Origin of the sequence: Algoriella xinjiangensis (genome assembly GCF_900115015.1) — a bacterium.
GTDB classification, from domain to species: Bacteria; Bacteroidota; Bacteroidia; order Flavobacteriales; family Weeksellaceae; genus Empedobacter; species Empedobacter xinjiangensis.
The window spans coordinates 242,867-265,386 of sequence record NZ_FOUZ01000002.1 but is presented as its reverse complement, the minus strand read 5'-3'; the positions used below and the strand labels follow the sequence as shown (position 1 = coordinate 265,386).

Below are 22,520 nucleotides of genomic sequence, written 5' to 3'. Positions count from 1 at the left end.
ATTTATAATTTTATTATTTTGTTGTTGTCTTTTCTTTTTCGGCTTGTTCAACTTCCAAAGATTTCTGATAATCTGAAAAATCATCATCTTTTTCGTCCAAATCCTCTTTCTGATATTTCCCAACTTCTACCTCAAACGTATCCGAAGGACCCGTAATTTTAATCGGAATACCAATAATTCCGAAAGGCGGTAAGCCCAAACGCATTCCGACATTTACATAACCATCCAACGAAACTTGACCTTCTATACGCGGACGAAAACCTGCAATTTTAAATTTCGTACGCTCTATTGTAATCACATTATTTTCTATCTTCGAATTTACTTTTACTTTCGATACTTTCGCATCTCGCAAAGCGTCTGTTGATGTTTTTTCTGCAACCGAATTAAACATCTTGAATCCCATAAACTGAATTTCCTCTAAAGTTAAAACTCCACCACCTTTTATGGTTTTCATTTTAGGAAACATATCTGCTCCCAAATCTCCTTCAAGTTTATAATCTAACGAAACTTTTCCGTGCGCTTTTTCTGCTGCACTAACCATTTCTCTAAACAACGTCAATTCTTTGTAAGCGCGCTGTATATCAAAATTATTTCCTTTTACATCAAAACTAAAATTCGCTTTTCGTGCATTAATTGGTTTATACGTTCCGTTCATTGTGAAATGCGAACCAATCATATCAAATTTAGTCTGATTAAGTGTTAAAAATCCTTTGTTTAAAGCTAAATCGCCATCAAAATCTTGAAGAATAATATCTTTAAATAAAACTTCTTTGGCTTTTCCTTTTATACTCAATTCTACATTTGTTGGCAATAAAACAACACCTTCCGCAGCATTTGAATTTGAAGAAGTTTCTCCCGAATTAAACGCCATAAAATCATCAATTTTAACACGATTTGTCGTAAAATTGATTTCTCCTTTTAGTGTTTCATTGTCTTTTAACGCGTAATTTATATAATTTGAAACATTACCATCAAACATAAAAACATTGCGTTTATAACGCGCTTTTACATCTTTAAAAGTTAAATGAGCACCTTCAAATTTAAATTCTCCTTGTTTGATTAAAAACTTACTTGGAAAAAATTTAGAATTGATTGTTATGTTCTGAATTTTTACATAACCTTTGTTTTGTAAACTTTCTAAAGCAGCGCCATTTTTACCTTGCAAACCAACGTTTGTCGTAATAATTCCGGCAACATCTAAACCTTCTATTGGAAATAATTTATAAAAATCAGCTAAATTTAATTCTCCTTTCGAATGAATTCTATAATCTAAATTATTTAAATTTTTAAGATTTGCATTCACCATAAAAGGCTTTCCAGCCAACGTAAACGAAATCGGTAAAACATCTATCGATAAATCATTAAAAGATCCTCTACCGCTCTTAATACGTGTTTCTACAGTAATGTTTTCTAACGGCAAATCCGAATAATCTTTCAATCGGATGTATCCATTTCGCAAAATAATAACCGAATTACTTACGGGCACTTTTTTACGTTTCGGCTCGTATGTTCCGTTCGCTTTCATTTGCACAAACAAATCTCCACGCATATCAATATTCTGAACAGGATAAATTTTATAAATATCCTGTAATTTTATTTTGGCTTTAAAATCTGCATTAATCGGAAAATTCTTCAAATTCTTCACTTCTAATTTCCCGAAAATGAAATTATCCAATGCTTTTGCATCTATTTGACGAACCAAAATCGACGTATTTTTCACATTTCCGTCTTTGTTCATCATTTCCAAATCCAAATTAATGTGCTCTAAAGCCGCAGGCATTTCTTGCATTTTGAAATAACCGTTCTGCAAATCAGCTTTTAGATTAAAATGTGGAATTTTTGCTAAACTATTTTTTGAAGTTGAAGCGATAGAACCTTTCCAATCTCCGACAAGATTTAAAACACCTTTTGCATCAATTTTTTGGAAACCCGTAGCATTTTTTAAAGCTCCTAAATCTATTGATGATTCAATTTCTCCTTCAGAAAATTTCGTTTTTCCTGCCCAATAAACAAACTTCGTTTTTGTTTCGCCATCTAATAATTTAAACGATAACTGTTCTACATTTGCTCTTAATTTATCTGGATCTAACGCAGGTAAATCAATCACAGAAACTAAATTTAAGTGTTTAATTGGAGAAGTAGATTTTTTATAATTTAATAAACCATCGTCAATTTTTGCTTCGATATGAATATCAGGATTTTGTTTAGTTTCTGCATTCATAATTCCTTTCATGGTAAAAAGAATTGTAGACGAACCTTGCATTTCTACATCTTTCGCCCATTCTTGATACGCTTCAGGAATAATCGCTGGTACATATTTCAACTTATTTTTCTCTGAAAAAATAGTTAAATCAAACACTTTATTTTCGTCAGGCATTTTTAAGGAACCTTTTAACGTAAACGGAAAATTTCCTAATTCTAAATCATTTTCAATAAAATCAAATGTCATATTAGACAAATTAATTTTTGAATTGATTTTCCCTTTTAAAGGCTGATTCTTAATATATTTTTCTTGATCTAACTGAAAATTAGCGGTTTTTATTTTTGTATCAGCATTTAACGACAAAACATCATTTGTAAAATCTATTAATCCATCATAATCAAAATCGTCTAATTTCAAATAAACTTTAGAAGATTGATCGTCGTATAAAAAGTTAGAATTCGTGATTTTAAAGTCTTTTAATGCTAAACTTGCGCTTGACTCATTGTCTGGCTTTACATCTTCTTCGGCAACCATAATGTCAAAATTATTTTTACCTAAACTGTCAACTTTTAAATTAATCGTTGCATTTTGAATAAATAATTCATTAAAAATAATTTTATCTCCAAATAAACTTTTTAAATCAACTCCTAATGCAATTTCTTTTGCGGAAATTAAATTTTCTGTTTGAAATGGAGTCGAACCTTTTACCGAAGTATCCGATAAAGTAACGGTTAAATTTGGAAAATGTTTGAAGAATGAAATATCCAAATCTTTAAAATCTACATCTGTTTTGATGTAATTTTTCGCAATATCTTTTATTCCTTCATTAATAGAATCCTTAAAAAAATAAGGCGAAACGTATAATACCAATGCAAAACTACCCAAAGAAATTCCAGTAATTTTTACTACTTTCATTAATCTAGACAGAATTGTTTTCTGCTTTTTCATATTTTGGCTAAAATCTAGTTGCAAAGTAACTGCGAATTCAGATAATTATAAAATACTAAGCACTTTATTTACCTCAACATTCGTCATGTTTACCTCAATTTATTGTATAAAAAAAGCCAAACATTACTGTTTGGCTTCTTGTGACCTGGCTGGGGTTCGAACCCAGGACCCCAACATTAAAAGTGTTGTGCTCTACCAGCTGAGCTACCAGGTCTCCGTTTGGAGTGCTACCGTTTTTATACTTCTCGATAACATGAAGTTTGTGACCTGGCTGGGGTTCGAACCCAGGACCCCAACATTAAAAGTGTTGTGCTCTACCAGCTGAGCTACCAGGTCTCCGTTTGGAGTGCTACCGTTTTTATACTTCTCGATAACATGAAGTTTGTGACCTGGCTGGGGTTCGAACCCAGGACCCCAACATTAAAAGTGTTGTGCTCTACCAGCTGAGCTACCAGGTCTCCGTTTGGAGTGCTACCGTTTTTATACTTCTCGATAACATGAAGTTTGTGACCTGGCTGGGGTTCGAACCCAGGACCCCAACATTAAAAGTGTTGTGCTCTACCAGCTGAGCTACCAGGTCTCCGTTTTTTCGGACTGCAAATATACGAATATATCTGAGTTAACAAAACGAAAAATTAATTTCTTGGTGATTTAAATTTCAAAAAAACGTTTTGGTCTTGTGACCTGGCTGGGGTTCGAACCCAGGACCCCAACATTAAAAGTGTTGTGCTCTACCAGCTGAGCTACCAGGTCTTGTTCTTAAATCGAGTGCAAATATAGGGCGATTAATACTAATTTAACAAACGTTTTTTGAAGTTTTTTATAAATTAATCATTAATCATTTCGGTTTTAAGAACTTAAAATAGGTTATTTTTAAGAATATTGCTGCGAACTGTTAATCAGATGTTGATTTTATGTAAATTTAATCTTTTAGAAAGTTGATTTTTTCTAATTGTTAAATAATTTATATAGTATATTTGTCAACCAACAAATCGATGTATTAGCTTAAATAATTTTTGAATAAAAGCTAATTTTAGACTGATTTTTATAATGAAGAAGAAGATTTTATATATCGTTATTGTATTATTTATCGTTGCATCTTGCAAAAATAAAGAACATTCTGAAGCAGATGTTCCGGATTCTGAATATGCAAACAATTGTAATCAAATGACGAAAGATGCACATTTATCTAATTTAACTTTAAAGGAGTTAAAAGATTTAATAAAAGAAGATCCGCAAATTATTCATCAAAAAATGAATGATCGTTGTTTTAAAGTATCAAAACTTGGTAAAAATTTATACATTCAGAACCCAGAACGTGTAGATTCTTTAAAAATTAAGAACACTAATCAAGGTATATTTTTCTTAAATAAAATTACGGCTTTACAGATTTCGCAAGAAATTGTTTATAAATTGACGTATTCTTTCCCAATAAAATATCTTAATCAATATAGAACAGATATTAAAAAAATTGCGCCAAAATCCAAATATCATCATTCTAACGCAACTGTTACAAATGAAGATTTTAAGATTACGTATAATGTTGAGCGTTATGACGCAAATCGTTTAGAAAACACATATTCGTATCAAATTGATACACATAGCGACTATGCGCGTTTAACTATTTTTTACTCAGAAGATTTACCTGTAGATTAATAATTAATACATTATTTTAAGATGATTATTTCTTTAATTGGTTATATGGGTAGCGGAAAAACGACTACTGGAAAAGATTTGGCCAAAGCAATTGGCTATGAATTTGTTGATTTAGACGAATTTATAGAGCAAAAATATCAAACAAAAATACCTGAAATATTTGCAGCTGAAGGCGAATTAGGTTTTCGAAAAAAAGAACGCGAAGCTTTGCACGAAATTTTAACGAATACGAATATTGTCCTTTCTTTAGGCGGAGGAACTCCTGTTTATTACAACAATATGGAGGAAATCACCAAAAACTCGGTTTCATTTTTTATTCGTGTACAATTGCCACAATTGGTAAAACGATTAGAAAATAAAAAAGAAACGCGTCCATTAATCGCTCATTTAACGAATGATGAATTGACAGAGTTTGTTGCGAAACATCTTTTTGAACGTAATCAATATTACGAAAAAGCAAAATATACAATCAATGTTTCGAACCAAAGTACATTACAAGTTTTGGATCAAATTATGAATCATTTAAAAGCAGAGAAGACAAGGAATTAATCCAAATCTTCTGCTACTATTACATTTTCTTCGTTATTATCCGAAATATAATCATCCAATTCGCGACGATCTTTTTTAGTTGGTCTACCCTCACCTCTTTCTCGGTAATAATCTTGCGAAAGTTTACGTAATTCTAATAATTCATACTCTTCTTTTGACGTTGTATCCACAATATGTAACGTCAACAATTTAGCACCAATTCTATTTTTTGGAACTTGAATCACCTTTAAAGACAAATTAATTTGATCTTTCTTCACCTCAATTGTATCACTCGCCACGATTTCTCTTGATGCTTTGGCAACGACTCCATTTACTTTGATACGGTTCTTTTTGCATGCATCCGTAGCCAATGTTCTGGTTTTATAATATCTTACACTCCAAAGAAATTTATCTAATCTCATATTAAACTCAATATTTATAGGATTTAGAACAATATTTTTCTAAATTCGCAATTTAAATCGAAATAATATGATAAAGAAATTCTTTGTTACTTTAATTGCTTGCTCTGCTTTTTTAGTTAGCTGTAATAATGATGATGACAACATAAACAACATGCCAATTGAAAGTAGAAATTCTTTGGATGACAAGGCTATAGAACAATATTTAAATGATTATTATTTTTCTCCTGGCGATACAATTAATGGAAAAATTGTAAGAGGTGGAACTTTAACTAAATTTGACTCAATTCCAGGAAACGAAGATGATAAATACCCAGCTCTTAAAACTTTAATTAAGAAAGACTCAAATGGTATTTTATATGCAGAAAATCCTAATCATGCTGGTACAGGAAAGGATGTTGTAGTTTCTAATGATTCAACAAAAATACATATTTCGTACAATGTTTTAATGTTTAAAGCAACAGATGATTTAACAAAAGCAAACAATCCAACTCAAAAATATTACGGTACTTTTGGTACTTATGTATATCCTACTTATAATATTGGTGATGGCTCTCCAGTTGTAGATCCTTCTTTTTATTATTTTACCCCAACTGAAGTTGAAGCTAAAAATGGTGTAAAAAGAGAACACCAAGAGTTAAAGAATTTTATTGAAGGATTAAAACATTTTAAACCTACAGAAAGAGGTCTTACAGATAACTACAACTTTCAAGGTGTTATTATATTACCATCTCGTTTAGCATTTGCACGTAACCAAGTATACGTAGGAACTGGTTTATCTGACTTAGCATACAGAGATATTTCTTTTATTTTTAACTTTGAATTAGTTAAAACTGAAAAAAGAACAAAATAATTTTATTACACTATAAATTTTTCAAAAACCATCAAAATTGATGGTTTTTTTTTATCTTTAATTTTCAAATTTTTAAGAATAAAACCTAAAAAAATGAGTATCATAAAATCAATCATTGATAACGATTTTTATAAATTCACGATGCAATTTGGTGTAACAAAATTATATCCAGACGTAATTGCTCGTTATAAATTTATTAATCGTGGTCAACACGAATTTCCCGAAGGTTTTGCAACAGCTTTACAAACTGAAATAGATGCAATGCAAAATCTTGCATTAACAAAATCTGAAAAAGTTTTTTTTACAACAAATTGTCCATATTTAAGTCCTGCATATTTAGATTTTTTACAAGGTTACCGTTACGATTCTTCAGAAGTAAAAATTACTCAAAACGGAAAAGATGTAGAAGTTGTTGTAGAAGGTTATTGGTACCGCACAATTTTATGGGAAGTTCCTATTTTATGTTTAATTAGCGAATTATACTACAAATTAACTGACGCAAAACGAATTGACAATAATCAAATTACAAAACGAACAAGCGACAAAGTCGATTTATACAATAATTTAGGCGTTACAGTTGCAGAATTTGGCACAAGACGTCGACATTCGTACGAAGTACAAGACGTTGTTGTAAAAGAATTAACTAACCATAAAGGGAAAAGCTTTGTAGGTACATCAAACGTTCATTTTGCACATAAATATGGCGTAAAACCAATTGGTACGCATGCCCACGAATGGTTTATGTTTCATGGAGCGCGATATGGTTTTAAAGTTGCAAATTCGATAAGTTTAGACCGTTGGGTAAAAGTTTATTATGGCGATTTAGGAATTGCATTAACGGATACTTACACTTCGGATGTTTTCTTTAATCAATTTGATAAAAAACTTTCGAAACTATTTGATGGCGTTCGTCATGATTCGGGTGATCCAGTTGAATTTGGAGAAAAAACGATTGCTCATTACGAGAAAATGGGAATTAATCCATTATTCAAAACAATTATTTTTTCGGATGGTTTAAATTCTGAAAAAGTAGAAATGATTACAAAAGTTTTTAAAGGACGAATTGGTTTATCTTTTGGAATCGGAACCGATTTAACAAACGATACCGATTTACGACCAATGAATATTGTAATGAAATTAACAGAAATTTCGTCGATAGATATCCCTTGGACGGGTGTTGTAAAACTTTCGGACGAAAAAAATAAACATACCGGAACTCCAAGAATGATTGAATTAGCTAAAGAAATGTTAGGTTTAGACGAAATTCCAAGTCAGGAATCTCCAGCTAACGATTAATTATTTTCACTAATAATATACTAAAAAAGGAACTCAAAATTGAGTTCCTTTTTTATATTTAAATAAATTCTGAAATTTTATTTATTCATTAAATCTTCTATTTCATCTGCTTCTAAAGGAATATTACGCATCAAATTGAATGGATTTCCTTCTTTTTGAATCACATAATCATCTTCTAAACGAATTCCGAAACCTTCGGCAGGAATATAAAATCCTGGTTCGTTTGTAAACACCATTCCAGCAACAAAATCATCTGTTAACAAACCATAATCGTGCGTATCTAACCCCATGTGATGCGACGTTCCGTGCATCATATATTTACGATAAGCGCGCCATTCTGGATTTTCGTTTTGCACATCTGCTTTGTCTATCAAACCTAAACCTAACAATTCGGACGTATAAATATTCCCCATTTCTTCATGAAATTTATACCAATTATTACCTGCAACCAATAAGTTTTCGGCTTCTTTTTTACTACGTAAAATTGCATCATAAACTTCGCGCTGACGTTTTGTATAACGACCATTTACAGGAATTGTACGCGACATATCCGATGAATAGTTTGCATATTCTGCAGCTACATCAAACAAAATCAAATCACCATCTTTACATTGTTGATTATTTTGAATATAATGTAAAACATTTGCGTTGTTACCAGAAGCAATGATTGGCGTATAAGCAAAACCTTTTGAACGATTTTTAACAAATTCGTGCACCAACTCTGCTTCTATCTCAAATTCCCAAACATCAGGTTTTACAAAATTTAAAATTCTACGAAATCCTTTTTCTGTAATATCACATGCATGCTGAATCAAATCAATTTCTTCTTGCTCTTTAACAGAACGCAAACGCTGCAAAATAGGATTAGAACGTAAATACGTATGTCCCGGATAATCTTGTTTCAATTGTTTTACAAAACGATCTTCTCTTGTTTCCATTTGTGGTGCTTCAGAAACGCGGTAATGCTCGTTTTTGTTTACATAAACGTTTTCGGCTTCCACCATTAATTTACGTAAAACACCTGGCATATCTTGCAACCAAAGTACCGTTTTGATTCCTGAAACTGCTGTTCCTTGTTCTTTCGATAATTTTTCGCCTTCCCAAATCGCAATGTGTTCATTAGTTTCGCGAACAAATAAAATTTCTTTATACTTTGGATCGTAAGCATCAGGAAAAAGAACTACAACAGATTCTTCTTGATCGACACCAGATAAATAAAAAATATCACGATGTTGCGCAAATGGTAATGTTGAGTCTGAGGAAATCGGATAAATATCGTTTGAATTAAATATAGCAATTGAACGAGGTTTCATTGCTTTTACAAATTTTGCTCTGTTCTTTACGAATAATTCGCTTGGAATAGGATTGTATTTTGTAGTCATAAAATTTTACTTTATTATTTATGCTACCAAATTTAAGAAGATGTTTTTATAAAAAAAAGGAAAACCCTCGCAGAAACGAGGGTTTTAACCTTAACCAACCTAAACCTATGAAAAAGCCATTAGCCTTTTATGTTGACAAATGTAGGTTACTTTTTTCAATTGACAAATTTATTTTTAAAAAAGTTTACAAAAATTTAATAATTAGATAAAAATCAGCATTTAACGTGTTAAAAAAATATTCAATAACCAATCAGTTGTATAATTTAAATTATTGTTAGTATATTTGCACCTCGAATTTTAGTATAATAATAACTTAAAAGAAGTTAAAAATGACACATTACGAAACTGTTTTCATTTTGACTCCCGTTCTATCTGAATCTCAGGTAGAGGAAGCAGTTAATAAATTTAATGACTTTGTTACTGCTAACGGAGGAGAAATCGTTGCAAAAGAAAATTGGGGCTTAAAAAAATTAGCTTACTCAATTCAAAACAAAAGAAACGGATTCTACCACTTAGTAGAATTTAAAACTGAGAATGCTGAATTAGTATCTCAATTAGAAGTAAATTTTAAGCGTGATGAGCGCGTACTTCGTTTCTTAACTGTGAAATTAGATAAGCACGGTATGGACTGGGCTGAAAAACGCAGAACAAAATTAAAGTCTAACTCTAACAAGTAATTAAGCTATGGCAATTGACGATTTAGCAAAAAAAGCTGCAGGAGGTAGCGAATCAGAAATCCGTTATTTATCTCCCCTAGATATCGAAACACAATCTAATACAAAATATTGTCGTTTCAAAAAATTTGGAATCAAGTACGTTGACTATAAAGACGCTGATTTCTTAATTCAATTTGTGAATGAGCAAGGTAAAATCTTACCTCGTCGTTACACAGGAACATCTTTAAAATACCAAAGAAAAGTTTCTAAAGCGATTAAAAGAGCTCGTCACTTAGCATTAATGCCATTTATTGGAGATCAATTAAAATAATAAAACCTAAAATTAAAATATCATGAACGTAATTTTAAGACAAGATGTAGAAGGTTTAGGTTTTGAATTTGAAGTTGTTTCAGTAAAACCTGGATACGCACGTAACTTTTTAATCCCACGTGGATTAGTTTCTGTTGCTACACCAAAAAACGTTAAAGAATTAAACGAAGTTTTAGAAACTCGTAAAGCTGAAGAAGCATCTTTAATCGCTGCTGCTAAAACAAAATCTGAGAAATTAGATGGTTTAGTAGTTAAATTAGAAGCTAAAGTTGGTGCTGGAGACAAATTATTTGGATCTGTAAACAACGGTGATTTAGCTGCTGCATTAGTAAAAGCTGGTGTTGATGTTGAGAAGAAAAACATCAAAATCCCTGGAAATACTATCAAACGTTTAGGAAAATACGAAGCAAAAGTACGTTTCCATAGAGAAGTTGAAGTTGACTTTGGATTTGAAATCGTTCCAGATGCTGCATCTATCAAAGCTGCGGAAGACGCTGCTAAGACAAGAGCAGAAATCGCGAAAATGGATGCTGAAAAAGCTAAAAAAGCTAATACTGAAGAAGGTTCTTTCTTCAATTTTGACAATCCTATTTACGCTAACGATAAGAAAGCTAAAAAAGAAGAAGAAGAAATTATTGTTGAAGAAGTTGCTACAGAAGAAGCTCCTAAAACAGAAGAATAATTTTTCTTTTTATAAGAATATAAAAACCTCGTCCATTGGACGAGGTTTTTTGTTTAAAAATAGTTTTATTATTTATTTCAAATAATCTAACGTATTAACTTGTTTAAATTTTGGCGAACGTCTTAAAAAATCAGTAAAAAAAGCTGTATGACTTGCGCCCATCAAAATAAAAATACGATCGTCTTTGGTTATCGGAATATTATTAAGATTTGCAAACATCATCAAATTTCGATTATAATACTTAGTCGCTTGCTCTGTTCCCAACGAATAACCATTTACAGAAACCGTTGTCAACAAATCTGCATTTACATTTATTAAAAAATCTAAATACGCTGGTTGATTATTTAACCACAACAATTCCGAAACTGTCATTTTATCTTCATTGATATTGTTTCTTTTCTCATTACGATCAACCATTTCTCCATACTTTTTGTAAGTAATTGTGTCTTGTTGATTTTTTAATGCATAATGCAACGCATAATAATAATTTTGCTGATAATCTATTCCATAAATTTGTTTTGCATTACTTAATCGTCCAACCTCGTAAGCCAAAAGCTGAATTTCATTTGGATTATCAAACTTCATTTTCGGATTATTTAAATAAGCTTTATACGCATCAGCCAATCTTTTGTTTGTGTACGGTTCTTGCTCAACCAAAATAATTGTTGGTTTAAAAGCTGCGATTTTCTTCGCAATTTCATGAATTTGTTTTACATTTTCTGCGTTATGCTCATCAAATTCTACCGAATTAGCATCTGGCGTATATCCCATATGAAATGTCCCAACATTTAGCACAGGAATCGCATCATCAAACTTTGTTTGAAATTGATAATTAGTTTGAGCCATTAAACTTCCCGCTCCAATAAAAGTTGCAATTGCAATAAATAAATTTTTCATTGATTATTAATTTTAAATCAAATCTCAAATTTTTAAACAAATCATATTTTATTTTATCGACAAACCCTTTCGTTTTATCGACGAAGCGTTATAACTTAGAAACTGAAAGCTTTAATTTTACAGCAAACAAAAACAAATGATCAACGAAAATAAAATTCCTATTATTTCTAAGAAAAACGAGATTTCAATTCTAATACTTTATTGGTTATCTTATGTATTTTTTGATTATTTAAGCATAGGTTTTATGCGTGTTGATTCTGGAAAATCATTTTTCGACAAAACCGAACTTTTTACAATAACCATGTACATTGTCCAGTTGATTACAATTTTTGGGATTTATTTTATTATTTCTCCAAAATTTTTAAAAAATATCAATTGGAAATCAATTGTATTTGCGCTTATTTCTTCATTTACATTATTTATTGTAAGTCGTTATTTACTAGAACAAGTCATCACTAATATTTTATTTAACAAAGTGAACTACTTTGAAGGCACAACAATTGGTTTTTATATTTACGATAACTTACATTACGGATCGTTCATCGTTTTTTCTTCATTATTTCTTTGGACAATTATTCATCTTATCAAAACATTGCAGCAAAATAATTTTATAGAACAAGAAAAAAAAGAAGCAGAAATTAAATTTTTAAAAGCGCAAATTAATCCACATTTTTTGTTTAATACGCTCAATAACATTTACAGTTTGGTTAGTACAAATTCAGCTCATTCGTTAAAAGCAATCGAAAATCTTAGTTCAATTATGCGCTTTACGGCATACGAAACCAACAAAGATAAAGTTGAAATTAAAAAAGAAATTGATTACATCAATCAATATTTAGCATTAGAACAAATTAGATTTGGAGATAAGTTTTTCATCGAAAAACAATTCGAGATTGAAAATAATTCTACATTAATCCATCCTTACATTATTTCTCCTTTTGTCGAAAATGCGATAAAACATGGTGTTGTAAAAGATGCAGAAAATCCAATTAAAATTAGGATAAAAACTAATGATAATTTTCTTGAGATTTGTGTCGAAAATAAAATTAATCCGCATCAAAAAGACAAAGAAAATGGAATCGGTTTAACCAATTTAAAAAGAAGATTGAATCATTATTTTGGGAATCAATATCAATTTGAAATAAAAAACAATTACGAAACGTTTACTATCTATTTAAAATTTCCTTTAAATGCCTAAAATCAATTGTATTATTTTGGATGATGAGCCTTTGGCTGTAGAATTATTAAAAAAACATGCCAGCGAAAACGAGAATTTAAATGTTTTGTTTGCAACAACAGAAGTTTTTGAAGCGATTGATTTTTTGAAAAAAGAAAAAGTTGATTTAATTTTTACAGATATACAAATGCCAGAATTAACGGGAATTCAGTTCATGAAAATTTTAAATGATTCGCACAAATTTATTGTAACAACCGCGTATTCTGATTATGCCTTAGAAAGTTTTAACTTCCGTGTGATTGATTATATTCTGAAACCAATAACAAAAGAACGGTTTGATTTGGCTGTAAAAAAATATATTGATTTATTTAATTCGCAAACAATTAATCAAAGCACTTATATTTTTGTAAAAGCAGACGGAAGACAAGTAAAAATAAATTTTTCGGATTTATTGTACATCCAAGGTTTGAAAGATTATATCCGAATACATACAAAAACGGAGAAAATTATGGTTTTAGAAACGATGAAATCTTTTGAAGCTAAATTACCGAAAAACTTTAAACGTATTCATCGCTCGTTTATTATCAACCTTGATTATTTAACATCTATTGATGGAAACTCGGTTTATTTGGACCAGAAAATATTGCCTATTGGCGAAACTTATCGAAAGGAAATAAAGTTATTTTAAGCAAGAAAATATAAAATTTGTGATGAGATTCTGAAACGAGTTCAGAATGATAAAGAATATTTCATCAAAACAATCCTTTAATTAATAAGTGTGTCAAGCTGAATTTAGTTCAGCTTCTCAATATATATTTCTGAGACGAGTTCAGAATGACGAAGAATGTTTCATCAAAACAATCCTTTAATTAATAAGTGTGTCAAGCTGAATTTAATTCAGCTTCTCAATATATCTGAAAAGAGTTCGGGATAAGGATAACAAGAATAAAAAAATCCGTTCTCAAAAAGAACGGATTTTAAATTTATATATTTCTTGTTCGTTGAATTAGCAACATATCAGCCAAAACCATCGCAGCTAAACTCTCTACAATTGGCACAGCTCTTGGCACAACACAAGGATCATGACGACCTTTACCAAACATTTCTACCATTTCTCCATCTGCATTCAGCGTTGTTTGCTCTTGCATTAAAGTAGCAACAGGCTTAAAAGCAACTTTGAAATAAATATCCATTCCATTAGAAACACCTCCTTGTATTCCTCCAGAAAAATTAGTTTTAGTTGTTCCGTCTTGATTAAATTGATCGTTCATTTCTGAACCTTTCATCGATGTAGAAGCAAAACCTTCTCCATATTCAAAACCTTTTACCGCATTTATCGACATCATTGCTTGCCCTAAACGCGCATGTAATTTGTCAAAAATTGGTTCTCCTAAACCAACTGGCACATTCTGAATAACGCAAGTTACCTCACCTCCTATTGTATCACCAGCTTTTCTGATTTCTTTTATTTTATCAATCATTTGCTCTGCCATTTCCAAATCTGGACAACGCACAGCAGTTTCTTCAATTTTAGAAAAATCTAACGTAGAGTAATCGTTTGATAATTTTAATTCGCCAACACCACTTACATAAGCTGTAATATTGATGTTTGGAATAATGTGTTTTGCAACCGCACCACCAACTACCCAATTGGCAGTTTCGCGCGCAGAAGTTCTTCCTCCGCCTCTATGATCGCGAACACCGTACTTTGTTTCGTAGGTGAAATCGGCATGAGAAGGTCGAAAAACACCTTTGATATGATCGTAATCGTGAGATTTTTGATTATCATTCGGAATGATAAACCCAATTGACGCTCCAGTTGTTTTTCCTTCGAAAATACCTGAAAGAAATTGAACTGTATCTGGTTCTTTACGTTGTGTTACAATTGCAGATTGTCCTGGTTTACGGCGATCTAATTGTGCTTGTATCCAATCAAAATCTAATGTAATTCCACTTGGAACGCCATCAATTACACCACCAATTGCTACACCATGACTTTCGCCAAAAGTTGAAATTTTATATAATCTTCCGAATGAGTTCACGTTTATTTTTATTTATCGAATTGGTAAATCACCGCATTAATATTCATACTTGCTCCAACAGAAGCCATCAGTATTTTATCATTTGCATGAAATTGATGTGGTGCTAAATTATTTTCTTTGATTAAATCGAACATTGTTGGTACCGTTGCTACAGATGAATTTCCTAAAAATTGAACCGTCATTGGATCTACATTTTCGGGAATATTAATTCCATATAATTTATACAAACGCCCTATCATTGCATGATCCATTTTTGCATTGGCTTGGTGCAACAATATTTTGTCGATATCTGTTATTGTTAAAGATGATTCGTCTAACAATTCTTTAATTGCTGGTGGCACATTTTTTAACGCGAATTCGTAAACTTTACGACCTTTCATGCTAATATTTTTGATTGATCCAACATAATCTGCATTTAAAGAAGCGCCATTAATCAAATAATTCATCTCGTCTCCATTATACGATAATGTTGCGTGATTAAGAATTCCGTATTTATAATCATCTTCTTTTGCTTCTAATACAACAGCTCCTGCACCATCTGCAAAAATCATTGCAGTACGATCGTGTGGATCTACAGCGCGAGATAAAGTATCAGAACCTATTACTAATATTTTTTTAGCAATAGATGCTTGTAGAAATTGGTGTGCTAAGATTAAGGATTCTATCCAACCTGGGCAACCAAATGTCATGTCATATGGTTTACATTTCAGGTTTTTGATGCCTAAATTGTGTTTTACCTTTGCAGATATAGAAGGCATAATATCTATTTGACGCGCAACTGGATCTATATCTCCAAAATTGTGTGCGCATATTACATAGTCTAATTCTTCAGGATCAATACCAGATTTTTCGATTGCAATTTTCGCCGCTTTGGTTGCGATATCCGAATTGTTTAAATCGTCTTCTACGTATCTCCTTTCTCTTATTTCTGTAATATCTTCAAATTTTCTCGTAATTTCTTCGCCACTTTTTTCTATACGTTCACCATTATCGTCATAAAACTTATAATCGATGAAATGTTCGTTAGTGACAATTCTATTTGGTAGGTAATGTCCCGAACCAGTAATTACAGAGTTTATCATATTAATATTGTTCAGCTTTAAAAAAAATAATAGAGGCAAAGTTACGCATTTCATTAAAATAGTAAGTAAAAATATGCATTAACTCATACCATAATTGCTAAAGTATAATTAATTTAGCAGCATGAAAAAAAATCCGTCATTAATTGGACTTTTAAGTGTTTGTGGATTAGCCGTTTTGGTTTTTTTATTTTACAATGTGTTTTTAAACAAAAAAGATGGTTATGTTATTGGTAATCCATCTAACAAAACTATTATAATTAACATCAATAATAAAAACTATACTGTTGCACCACAACAACAAGCAAGGGTAGAATTGCCAAAAGGTAAAACTAAAATAGTGTATACTTTTAACAATAAAACAACAGATACTGTTGTAGAAATTACACGTGGCAACGGTTTTATTAACCCAACACGACAAGAATATATTACATTTACGCGACCTTATGGTATACGTAAAAATAAGGATTCTATCTTTTTATCAAATCACCTTTCTATAGACGACAAAGTTTATCAAGGTATTCTAGAAAAATCATCTCAATTATATATCGAAAACTTTTATTATAACATTGATCAAGATTATCCGAAGATGTTTATAAAAAGTTCTGGAAGCGAAAAAGCCACAGATTTATCTAAGATTTTTAATAAAGAGGATTTTAAACAATTTTATTTCGAGAATTACGAATAAAATTTAGATTTTATAACTTTACAACATGACAAATCATCAACACGATACAGTAAAACCTTACGAAGCTTCGGAATTAACGAAGAAAAAACAAGTCGAACAAATGTTTGATAATATCTCGCCAAAATATGATTTATTAAATCGTGTTTTATCAATGGGTATTGATATCCAATGGCGAAAAGATGTCATCAAAATGGTAAAAGCCTCAGAACCGCAAACAATTTTAGATATTGCAACGGGAACGGGAGATTTAGCTATTATGATGGGAAAAAATACCAATGCAAAAATTACTGGTTTAGATTTATCGGCAGGTATGTTGGATGTTGGTCGCAAAAAAGTAAAAGAAGCAGGTTTAGAAAATCGTATTACAATGGTACAAGGCGATTCTGAGAATTTACCTTTTGAGGATAATACGTTTGATTGTGCTACAGTTTCTTTTGGGGTTCGTAATTTTGAGAATTTAGAAAAAGGTTTAGCCGAAATTAATCGTGTTTTAAAACCAGGTGGAACTTTTGTTATTTTAGAATTTTCGTATCCAACTTCATTTCCAATGAAACAATTGTATACATTTTATTCTAAAAATATTTTGCCAGCAATTGGTAAATTAGTTTCTAAAGATCAAAGTGCATATACCTATTTACCTGATTCTGTACGTGCTTTTCCACATGGAGAAGAAATGAAAAATATCTTGAAAAATGTAAATTTTAATCAACCTATTGATAAAAAACTTACTTTTGGTATCGCAAGCATTTACAAAAGTATAAAATAAAATCGCTTGTTAATCGTTGAAAGTCTATGAGAAAAAATCTTTTAATCGCATTATCATTCGCTGTAGCAAGTATTGCAAATGCTCAGTTCCGTCCAAATAATGACAGAAGTGAAAACAGAACAGAAACTGACCAAAAAAAGTTTAGTTTCGGTTATTTCTTGGGTACAAATATGATGAGTTATAAGATTGTTCCTAAAGCACAAGACAATCCATTACCAGGTGCACCACAAACACCAGATGATGATGGTGTAAACCAATACGGATTAGTTTATTTGGACCAAGAATCTAAAGCAGGTTTTTCTGTTGGTTTAATTGCCAGAATGCGCGTTAACGATCACATCGATGTAAAAGTTGAACCAGGTTTACATTTTGCTCAACGAATTTTACATTTTCGTAATGCACCTTTAGCTGTTCCAAATCCTGATGGTACTTATGAAGAATCTTTAGAAGATACAAATGTTAAGCGCGAAGTAAAATCTACATACATAGAGATTCCTTTGTTACTAAATTTTCATGGCGATCGTTGGTTTAACACGCGTCCTTATATACAAGGTGGTTTAGGTTATGCAATGAATCTACAATCTAATGAAGATAAGGAAGACGATAACGCAACAGGATTATTTAGAACAACAACCAATAACTTTAACTGGCAAGCTGAAATCGGAATAGAAATTTATTTCAAACGATTTAAACTTACACCAGCACTTAAAGGAATGTTCTTCTTTAATAACGAATTAGTGCCAGATAAAGAAACAACTGCACCATATTGGGCAGGAAGTTTAAACTCTTTATCAACAAGAGCATTAGTATTCTCGTTAAAGTTTGAATAAAAAATAATATCAAAAAAACCATAAATAAATATCACATGAACTTTCAATTATCAGAAGAACAATTAATGATTCAACAAGCTGCGCGTGACTTTGCTAAAGCAGAGTTATTACCAGGAGTTATAGAACGTGACGAAACTTCTACATTTCCTTATGAAGCAGTTAAAAAAATGGGCGAACTTGGATTCTTAGGAATGATGGTTGACCCAAAATATGGAGGATCAGGTTTAGATAGTGTTTCTTATGTAATTGCAATGGAAGAAATCGCAAAAGTAGATGCTTCTGCGGCTGTTGTAATGTCGGTAAACAACTCATTAGTTTGTGCCGGAATGGAAAAATATTGTAGCGAAGAACAAAAAGAAAAATATTTAGTTCCTTTAGCTTCAGGACAAGTAATTGGTGCATTCTGTTTATCAGAGCCAGATGCAGGTTCTGACGCAACTTCTCAAAAAACTACTGCGGTAGATATGGGAGATTATTACTTATTAAATGGAACTAAAAACTGGATTACAAATGGTAACAACGCTTCTACTTATTTAGTAATTGCACAAACAGACCCAGAAAAAGGACACAAAGGTATCAATGCTTTTATTGTAGAAAAAGGATGGGAAGGTTTCGAAATTGGACCAAAAGAACAAAAAATGGGAATTCGTGGATCTGATACACACTCATTATTTTTTAATGATGTTAAAGTTCCAAAAGAAAACCGTATCGGAGAAGACGGATTTGGTTTTGCATTCGCTATGAATGTTCTTAACGGAGGTCGTATTGGTATTGCATCTCAAGCTTTAGGTATCGCACAAGGTGCTTACGAATTGGCTTTAGACTATGCTAAAATCCGTAAAGCATTCAAAACAGAAATCATCAATCACCAAGCTGTAGCATTTAAATTAGCTGATATGGCAACAAGTATTGCTGCATCACGTTTACTTTGCTTTAAAGCCGCTGTAGAAAAAGACGAAGGAAAAGACATTTCTATTTCTGGCGCTATGGCAAAATTATTTGCATCTCAAACAGCAAATGACGTAACAACAGAAGCTGTACAAATACACGGTGGTAATGGTTATGTAAGAGAATACCATGTAGAACGTATGATGCGTGATGCAAAAATTACTCAAATTTACGAAGGAACTTCTGAAATTCAGAAAATCGTAATTTCAAGAGGTATTGCTAAATAAATAATTACTATATTTATCTTTATAAGACATCTGTTACTGACAGATGTCTTTTTTTATTTAAAAATTTCAAAAACTAATCGTCGTATATTTGTGGCGGAAAAAATATAAAGAAGATGAAAATTTTTAGATTCGGACCTAAAGGTCAAGAAAAATCAGGAATCATCATTGATGATAAAAAGTTTGATGTTTCTGCATCTGGAATTGTGTATGATGAAGATTTCTTTGGAAATGATGAGCAACATATTGCATTACAAAAATATGTTGAACAAAACATCAACAGCTTACCGTTAGTTGACGATAATGTACGTGTGGGTGCACCTTTAACTCGTCCAGGTAAAATTGTTTGTGTAGGTTTAAACTTTGATGATCACGTAAAAGAAACTGGTTTAGAGCAACAAGCAGAACCAATTATGTTTATCAAAGCTAACCAATCGTTTAACGGTCCACAAGACGGAATTATGCAACCTAATGGTTCTACAAAAATGGACTGGGAAACAGAATTATGTATCGTTATTGGTAAAAAAGCAAACAATGTTACAGAAGAAGAAGCAATGGATCATGTATTTGGTTATGCATTGATTAATGATATTTCTGAACGTGCTTTTCAAACAGAACGCGGTGGTACCTGGGACAAAGGAAAAGGTTGCGATACATTTGCACCAATAGGACCATATATTGCGACAAAAGAAGAAATAGCAGATGTAAATGATTTACGCATTTGGTTAAAACTGAATGGAGAATTAATGCAAGATGGTAATACAAGCGATTTTATTTATCAAATTCCTAAATTAATCTCTTACTTATCTCAATTTATGTCTTTCTTACCCGGAGATATTATTTCTACAGGATCACCTGCAGGATCTGGAATGGGAAAAACACCACAAGTTTGGTTAAAACCCGGAGATGTTATAGAGTATGGTATTGAAGGATTGGGTTCTACAACACAAACAATCTTACCATTCGCTAAAAATTAATTGGCGTTGTCAATTAATTAACTTATTTTTGCAGACGTTTTACAATACGTTTCAGGGTACTGATTAGTATAAATGACGAATATTTCCTAAAAATATTTTGGGAAAAGGGAATCATTTTGTACATTTGCACCCCGATCGGATTGTCGGGAATTTATAAAATATTAAAAATCAAGATAGTGGACACGTTAAGTTACAAAACTACATCAGCCAACAAAGAAACTGCTCAGAAAGAATGGGTAGTTGTGGACGCTTCTGACTTATCATTAGGTCGTTTAGCTTCTGGCGTTGCGAAGCTAATTAGAGGGAAGCACAAAACAAACTTTACTCCTCACGCAGATTGTGGAGATTACGTTATTGTTTTAAACGCTGACAAAATTCAATTAACAGGTAATAAATGGGATGACAAATTATACATTCGTCACACAGGTTACCCAGGTGGACAAAGATCATTAACTGCAAAAGAAGTCTTTGCTAAGGATCCTGTACGCTTAATCGAAAAGTCAGTAAAAGGAATGTTACCTAAAAACAAATTAGGTAGTAAATTATTGACTAATTTACATGTATTTGTTGGTACAGAGCACAATCACGAAGCTCAACAACCAAAACAAATCGATATTAACGAATATTTATAATCTTATTCAATGGCAATAGTTCATAAAATCGGACGTAGAAAAACATCTGTTGCTCGTGTATATTTACAAGAAGGTAATGGAGAAATCTTCATTAACGGACGCGAGTTAACAAACTACTTCCCTACAGCAGTATTACAATACAAAGTAGAGCAAGCATTTTTAATCACTGATACGAAAGAGAAATACAACGTAGATATCAAAGTATTTGGTGGAGGAAACACAGGACAAGCTGAAGCAATTCGTTTAGCAATTTCTAGAGCTTTATGTGAAATCGACGCAGATTTTCGTTTACAATTAAAACCAGAAGGGTTATTAACACGTGACCCACGTATGGTAGAACGTAAGAAATTCGGTCAAAAGAAAGCGCGTAAGAAATTCCAATTCTCTAAACGTTAATTATTTCAATTTATTAAAAAATCCATTTTCCGTTGGTTTAGCATCTAAACAAATAAGGCGAGATAATATCAACCACTTATATGTTGCTTGTTGAGATAACGGAACGTAAACTAAAAAAAAGAAAATGGCAAAAGTAAATGTAAAGGACTTATTAAATGCAGGTGTGCATTTTGGTCACTTAACAAGAAAATGGAATCCGGCTATGGCTCCTTATATTTTTATGGAGAAAAACGGAATCCACATCATCGACCTTCACAAAACTGCAGTGAAATTAGATGAAGCATCTGAAGCTTTGGGAAAAATTGCTGCATCTGGACGTAAAGTCTTATTCGTAGCAACTAAAAAACAAGCAAAAGATGTAGTTGCAAAGCATGCTGAGGAAATCAATATGCCTTACATCACAGAACGTTGGCCTGGTGGGATGTTAACTAACTTTGTTACTATCCGTAAAGCAGTTAAAAAAATGAATTCAATCGATCGTATGAAAAAAGACGGTACGTTTGAAACACTATCTAAAAAAGAAAGATTACAAGTTGATCGTCAAAGATTGTCTTTAGAGAAAAACTTAGGTTCTATCGCTGATATGACTCGTTTACCATCTGCAGTTTTTATTGTTGATATCGTACGTGAGCACATCGCTATAGCTGAAGCACAAAAATTAGGTATTCCAATTTTTGCAATGGTGGATACAAATACTGACCCTCGTCAAGTAGATTTCCCAATCCCTGCAAATGATGATGCTTCTAAATCTATCGATATCATCTTAACTACAGTAGCTGATTCTATCAAAGCGGGTTTATCAACTCGTAAAATTGAGAAAGAAAAAGCAAAAGAAGGTAAAGAAGAAGGAGCTGAAACTAAAGAAGCTTAACATTAATTTGATGATCAATTCATCGATATAATATACATT

General features: G+C 31.7%; 22 protein-coding genes, 5 tRNA genes and 1 pseudogene. 17 read left to right on the top strand and 11 right to left on the bottom strand.

Annotation, left to right across the window (positions count from 1 at the left end):
• Positions 1–13: 13 nt before the first annotated feature.
• The 6 genes from BM072_RS02870 to BM072_RS02845 form a co-directional block, all read right to left on the bottom strand.
• Complete coding sequence (locus BM072_RS02870; RefSeq protein ID WP_092906356.1) at positions 14–3,151, bottom strand: AsmA family protein; 3,138 nt, start codon at positions 3,149–3,151, stop codon at positions 14–16.
• A 141-nt stretch (positions 3,152–3,292) separates the two neighbouring features.
• Positions 3,293–3,365, bottom strand: a tRNA-Lys gene (locus BM072_RS02865).
• A gap of 49 nt (positions 3,366–3,414) precedes the next feature.
• Positions 3,415–3,487: transfer RNA gene (locus BM072_RS02860), tRNA-Lys, on the bottom strand.
• A 49-nt stretch (positions 3,488–3,536) separates the two neighbouring features.
• Positions 3,537–3,609, bottom strand: a tRNA-Lys gene (locus tag BM072_RS02855).
• Positions 3,610–3,658: 49 nt separating this feature from the next.
• Positions 3,659–3,731, bottom strand: a tRNA-Lys gene (locus tag BM072_RS02850).
• 100 nt (positions 3,732–3,831) lie between these two features.
• Positions 3,832–3,904 (bottom strand) — tRNA-Lys (locus tag BM072_RS02845).
• A gap of 297 nt (positions 3,905–4,201) precedes the next feature.
• Here BM072_RS02845 and BM072_RS02840 point away from each other — a divergent pair.
• Both BM072_RS02840 and BM072_RS02835 read left to right on the top strand, forming a co-directional pair.
• On the top strand, positions 4,202–4,807 hold the full coding sequence (locus BM072_RS02840; RefSeq protein ID WP_092906354.1) for a hypothetical protein: 606 nt from the start codon (positions 4,202–4,204) through the stop codon (positions 4,805–4,807).
• Between the two features lie 21 nt (positions 4,808–4,828).
• A complete protein-coding gene (locus BM072_RS02835; RefSeq protein WP_092906352.1) occupies positions 4,829–5,356 on the top strand; it encodes a shikimate kinase in 528 nt (175 codons plus the stop codon).
• Here BM072_RS02835 and BM072_RS02830 read toward each other — a convergent pair.
• The gene (locus BM072_RS02830; protein ID WP_092906350.1) at positions 5,353–5,757 is read right to left on the bottom strand and encodes an RNA-binding S4 domain-containing protein; all 405 of its coding nucleotides are present in this window, start codon (positions 5,755–5,757) and stop codon (positions 5,353–5,355) included. The genes BM072_RS02835 and BM072_RS02830 overlap by 4 nt on opposite strands.
• Before the next feature lie 67 nt (positions 5,758–5,824).
• Here BM072_RS02830 and BM072_RS02825 point away from each other — a divergent pair, with 67 nt between their 5' ends.
• Together BM072_RS02825 and pncB are read left to right on the top strand one after the other, a co-directional pair.
• Positions 5,825–6,607, top strand: coding sequence for a hypothetical protein (locus BM072_RS02825; protein ID WP_092906348.1), 783 nt, complete (start codon positions 5,825–5,827; stop codon positions 6,605–6,607).
• A 93-nt stretch (positions 6,608–6,700) separates the two neighbouring features.
• Positions 6,701–7,903, top strand: coding sequence for a nicotinate phosphoribosyltransferase (gene pncB / locus BM072_RS02820; RefSeq protein ID WP_092906346.1), 1,203 nt, complete (start codon positions 6,701–6,703; stop codon positions 7,901–7,903).
• Positions 7,904–7,980: 77 nt separating this feature from the next.
• Here pncB and BM072_RS02815 read toward each other — a convergent pair whose 3' ends face one another.
• Entirely contained in the window at positions 7,981–9,285 is a 1,305-nt protein-coding gene (locus tag BM072_RS02815) for an aminopeptidase P family protein (RefSeq protein ID WP_092906344.1), read from the bottom strand.
• A gap of 329 nt (positions 9,286–9,614) precedes the next feature.
• Between BM072_RS02815 and rpsF the strand changes: the two genes are divergently transcribed.
• From rpsF to rplI, 3 genes and pseudogenes are all read left to right on the top strand, one after another.
• Entirely contained in the window at positions 9,615–9,962 is a 348-nt protein-coding gene (rpsF, locus tag BM072_RS02805; protein WP_092906340.1) for a 30S ribosomal protein S6, read from the top strand.
• 7 nt (positions 9,963–9,969) lie between these two features.
• A complete protein-coding gene (gene rpsR, locus BM072_RS02800) occupies positions 9,970–10,272 on the top strand; it encodes a 30S ribosomal protein S18 (protein WP_092906338.1) in 303 nt (100 codons plus the stop codon).
• 22 nt (positions 10,273–10,294) lie between these two features.
• Positions 10,295–10,792 (top strand): annotated as a pseudogene (gene rplI, locus BM072_RS02795) (50S ribosomal protein L9); the annotation flags it as partial.
• 234 nt (positions 10,793–11,026) lie between these two features.
• On the opposite strand, the gene BM072_RS02790 reads toward rplI, so the two are convergent.
• Entirely contained in the window at positions 11,027–11,851 is an 825-nt protein-coding gene (locus tag BM072_RS02790) for a DUF5694 domain-containing protein (RefSeq protein WP_092906334.1), read from the bottom strand.
• 136 nt (positions 11,852–11,987) lie between these two features.
• Here BM072_RS02790 and BM072_RS02785 point away from each other — a divergent pair, with 136 nt between their 5' ends.
• The gene (locus tag BM072_RS02785; protein ID WP_092906332.1) at positions 11,988–13,049 is read left to right on the top strand and encodes a sensor histidine kinase; all 1,062 of its coding nucleotides are present in this window, start codon (positions 11,988–11,990) and stop codon (positions 13,047–13,049) included.
• Positions 13,042–13,716 (top strand): LytR/AlgR family response regulator transcription factor, encoded by a 675-nt coding sequence (locus BM072_RS02780; RefSeq protein WP_092906330.1) that lies wholly within the window; start codon positions 13,042–13,044, stop codon positions 13,714–13,716. Before BM072_RS02785 ends, BM072_RS02780 begins: the two co-directional genes overlap by 8 nt.
• Before the next feature lie 295 nt (positions 13,717–14,011).
• Here BM072_RS02780 and aroC read toward each other — a convergent pair whose 3' ends face one another.
• Complete coding sequence (aroC, locus tag BM072_RS02775; protein ID WP_420836345.1) at positions 14,012–15,070, bottom strand: chorismate synthase; 1,059 nt, start codon at positions 15,068–15,070, stop codon at positions 14,012–14,014.
• Between the two features lie 8 nt (positions 15,071–15,078).
• Entirely contained in the window at positions 15,079–16,152 is a 1,074-nt protein-coding gene (locus tag BM072_RS02770; RefSeq protein WP_092906328.1) for a 3-oxoacyl-ACP synthase III family protein, read from the bottom strand.
• 121 nt (positions 16,153–16,273) lie between these two features.
• Here BM072_RS02770 and BM072_RS02765 point away from each other — a divergent pair, with 121 nt between their 5' ends.
• From BM072_RS02765 to rpsB, 8 genes are all read left to right on the top strand, one after another.
• Positions 16,274–16,837, top strand: coding sequence for a hypothetical protein (locus BM072_RS02765; RefSeq protein WP_092906327.1), 564 nt, complete (start codon positions 16,274–16,276; stop codon positions 16,835–16,837).
• 25 nt (positions 16,838–16,862) lie between these two features.
• On the top strand, positions 16,863–17,603 hold the full coding sequence (gene ubiE / locus BM072_RS02760) for a bifunctional demethylmenaquinone methyltransferase/2-methoxy-6-polyprenyl-1,4-benzoquinol methylase UbiE (protein ID WP_092906325.1): 741 nt from the start codon (positions 16,863–16,865) through the stop codon (positions 17,601–17,603).
• 26 nt (positions 17,604–17,629) lie between these two features.
• Complete coding sequence (porT, locus tag BM072_RS02755) at positions 17,630–18,433, top strand: type IX secretion/gliding motility protein PorT/SprT (RefSeq protein WP_092906323.1); 804 nt, start codon at positions 17,630–17,632, stop codon at positions 18,431–18,433.
• 35 nt (positions 18,434–18,468) lie between these two features.
• A complete protein-coding gene (locus BM072_RS02750; RefSeq protein ID WP_092906321.1) occupies positions 18,469–19,608 on the top strand; it encodes an acyl-CoA dehydrogenase family protein in 1,140 nt (379 codons plus the stop codon).
• Positions 19,609–19,721: 113 nt separating this feature from the next.
• Complete coding sequence (locus BM072_RS02745; protein WP_092906319.1) at positions 19,722–20,582, top strand: fumarylacetoacetate hydrolase family protein; 861 nt, start codon at positions 19,722–19,724, stop codon at positions 20,580–20,582.
• 176 nt (positions 20,583–20,758) lie between these two features.
• The gene (gene rplM / locus BM072_RS02740) at positions 20,759–21,214 is read left to right on the top strand and encodes a 50S ribosomal protein L13 (RefSeq protein WP_092906475.1); all 456 of its coding nucleotides are present in this window, start codon (positions 20,759–20,761) and stop codon (positions 21,212–21,214) included.
• Positions 21,215–21,223: 9 nt separating this feature from the next.
• Positions 21,224–21,610: a 30S ribosomal protein S9 gene (rpsI, locus tag BM072_RS02735; protein ID WP_092906317.1), complete on the top strand. Its 387-nt coding sequence runs from the start codon at positions 21,224–21,226 to the stop codon at positions 21,608–21,610.
• A 124-nt stretch (positions 21,611–21,734) separates the two neighbouring features.
• Positions 21,735–22,481 (top strand): 30S ribosomal protein S2, encoded by a 747-nt coding sequence (gene rpsB / locus BM072_RS02730; RefSeq protein ID WP_092906315.1) that lies wholly within the window; start codon positions 21,735–21,737, stop codon positions 22,479–22,481.
• Positions 22,482–22,520: the final 39 nt, after the last annotated feature.

Bases quoted from the DNA above. Each gene is read 5' to 3' on its own strand.
- BM072_RS02870 (WP_092906356.1), bottom strand. From the start codon at position 3,151: ATGAAAAAGCAGAAAACAATTCTGTCTAGATTAATGAAAGTAGTAAAA.
- BM072_RS02840 (WP_092906354.1), top strand. From the start codon at position 4,202: ATGAAGAAGAAGATTTTATATATCGTTATTGTATTATTTATCGTTGCA.
- BM072_RS02835 (WP_092906352.1), top strand. From the start codon at position 4,829: ATGATTATTTCTTTAATTGGTTATATGGGTAGCGGAAAAACGACTACT.
- BM072_RS02830 (WP_092906350.1), bottom strand. From the start codon at position 5,757: ATGAGATTAGATAAATTTCTTTGGAGTGTAAGATATTATAAAACCAGA.
- BM072_RS02825 (WP_092906348.1), top strand. From the start codon at position 5,825: ATGATAAAGAAATTCTTTGTTACTTTAATTGCTTGCTCTGCTTTTTTA.
- pncB (WP_092906346.1), top strand. From the start codon at position 6,701: ATGAGTATCATAAAATCAATCATTGATAACGATTTTTATAAATTCACG.
- BM072_RS02815 (WP_092906344.1), bottom strand. From the start codon at position 9,285: ATGACTACAAAATACAATCCTATTCCAAGCGAATTATTCGTAAAGAAC.
- rpsF (WP_092906340.1), top strand. From the start codon at position 9,615: ATGACACATTACGAAACTGTTTTCATTTTGACTCCCGTTCTATCTGAA.
- rpsR (WP_092906338.1), top strand. From the start codon at position 9,970: ATGGCAATTGACGATTTAGCAAAAAAAGCTGCAGGAGGTAGCGAATCA.
- BM072_RS02790 (WP_092906334.1), bottom strand. From the start codon at position 11,851: ATGAAAAATTTATTTATTGCAATTGCAACTTTTATTGGAGCGGGAAGT.
- BM072_RS02785 (WP_092906332.1), top strand. From the start codon at position 11,988: ATGATCAACGAAAATAAAATTCCTATTATTTCTAAGAAAAACGAGATT.
- BM072_RS02780 (WP_092906330.1), top strand. From the start codon at position 13,042: ATGCCTAAAATCAATTGTATTATTTTGGATGATGAGCCTTTGGCTGTA.
- BM072_RS02770 (WP_092906328.1), bottom strand. From the start codon at position 16,152: ATGATAAACTCTGTAATTACTGGTTCGGGACATTACCTACCAAATAGA.
- BM072_RS02765 (WP_092906327.1), top strand. From the start codon at position 16,274: ATGAAAAAAAATCCGTCATTAATTGGACTTTTAAGTGTTTGTGGATTA.
- ubiE (WP_092906325.1), top strand. From the start codon at position 16,863: ATGACAAATCATCAACACGATACAGTAAAACCTTACGAAGCTTCGGAA.
- porT (WP_092906323.1), top strand. From the start codon at position 17,630: ATGAGAAAAAATCTTTTAATCGCATTATCATTCGCTGTAGCAAGTATT.
- BM072_RS02750 (WP_092906321.1), top strand. From the start codon at position 18,469: ATGAACTTTCAATTATCAGAAGAACAATTAATGATTCAACAAGCTGCG.
- BM072_RS02745 (WP_092906319.1), top strand. From the start codon at position 19,722: ATGAAAATTTTTAGATTCGGACCTAAAGGTCAAGAAAAATCAGGAATC.
- rpsI (WP_092906317.1), top strand. From the start codon at position 21,224: ATGGCAATAGTTCATAAAATCGGACGTAGAAAAACATCTGTTGCTCGT.
- rpsB (WP_092906315.1), top strand. From the start codon at position 21,735: ATGGCAAAAGTAAATGTAAAGGACTTATTAAATGCAGGTGTGCATTTT.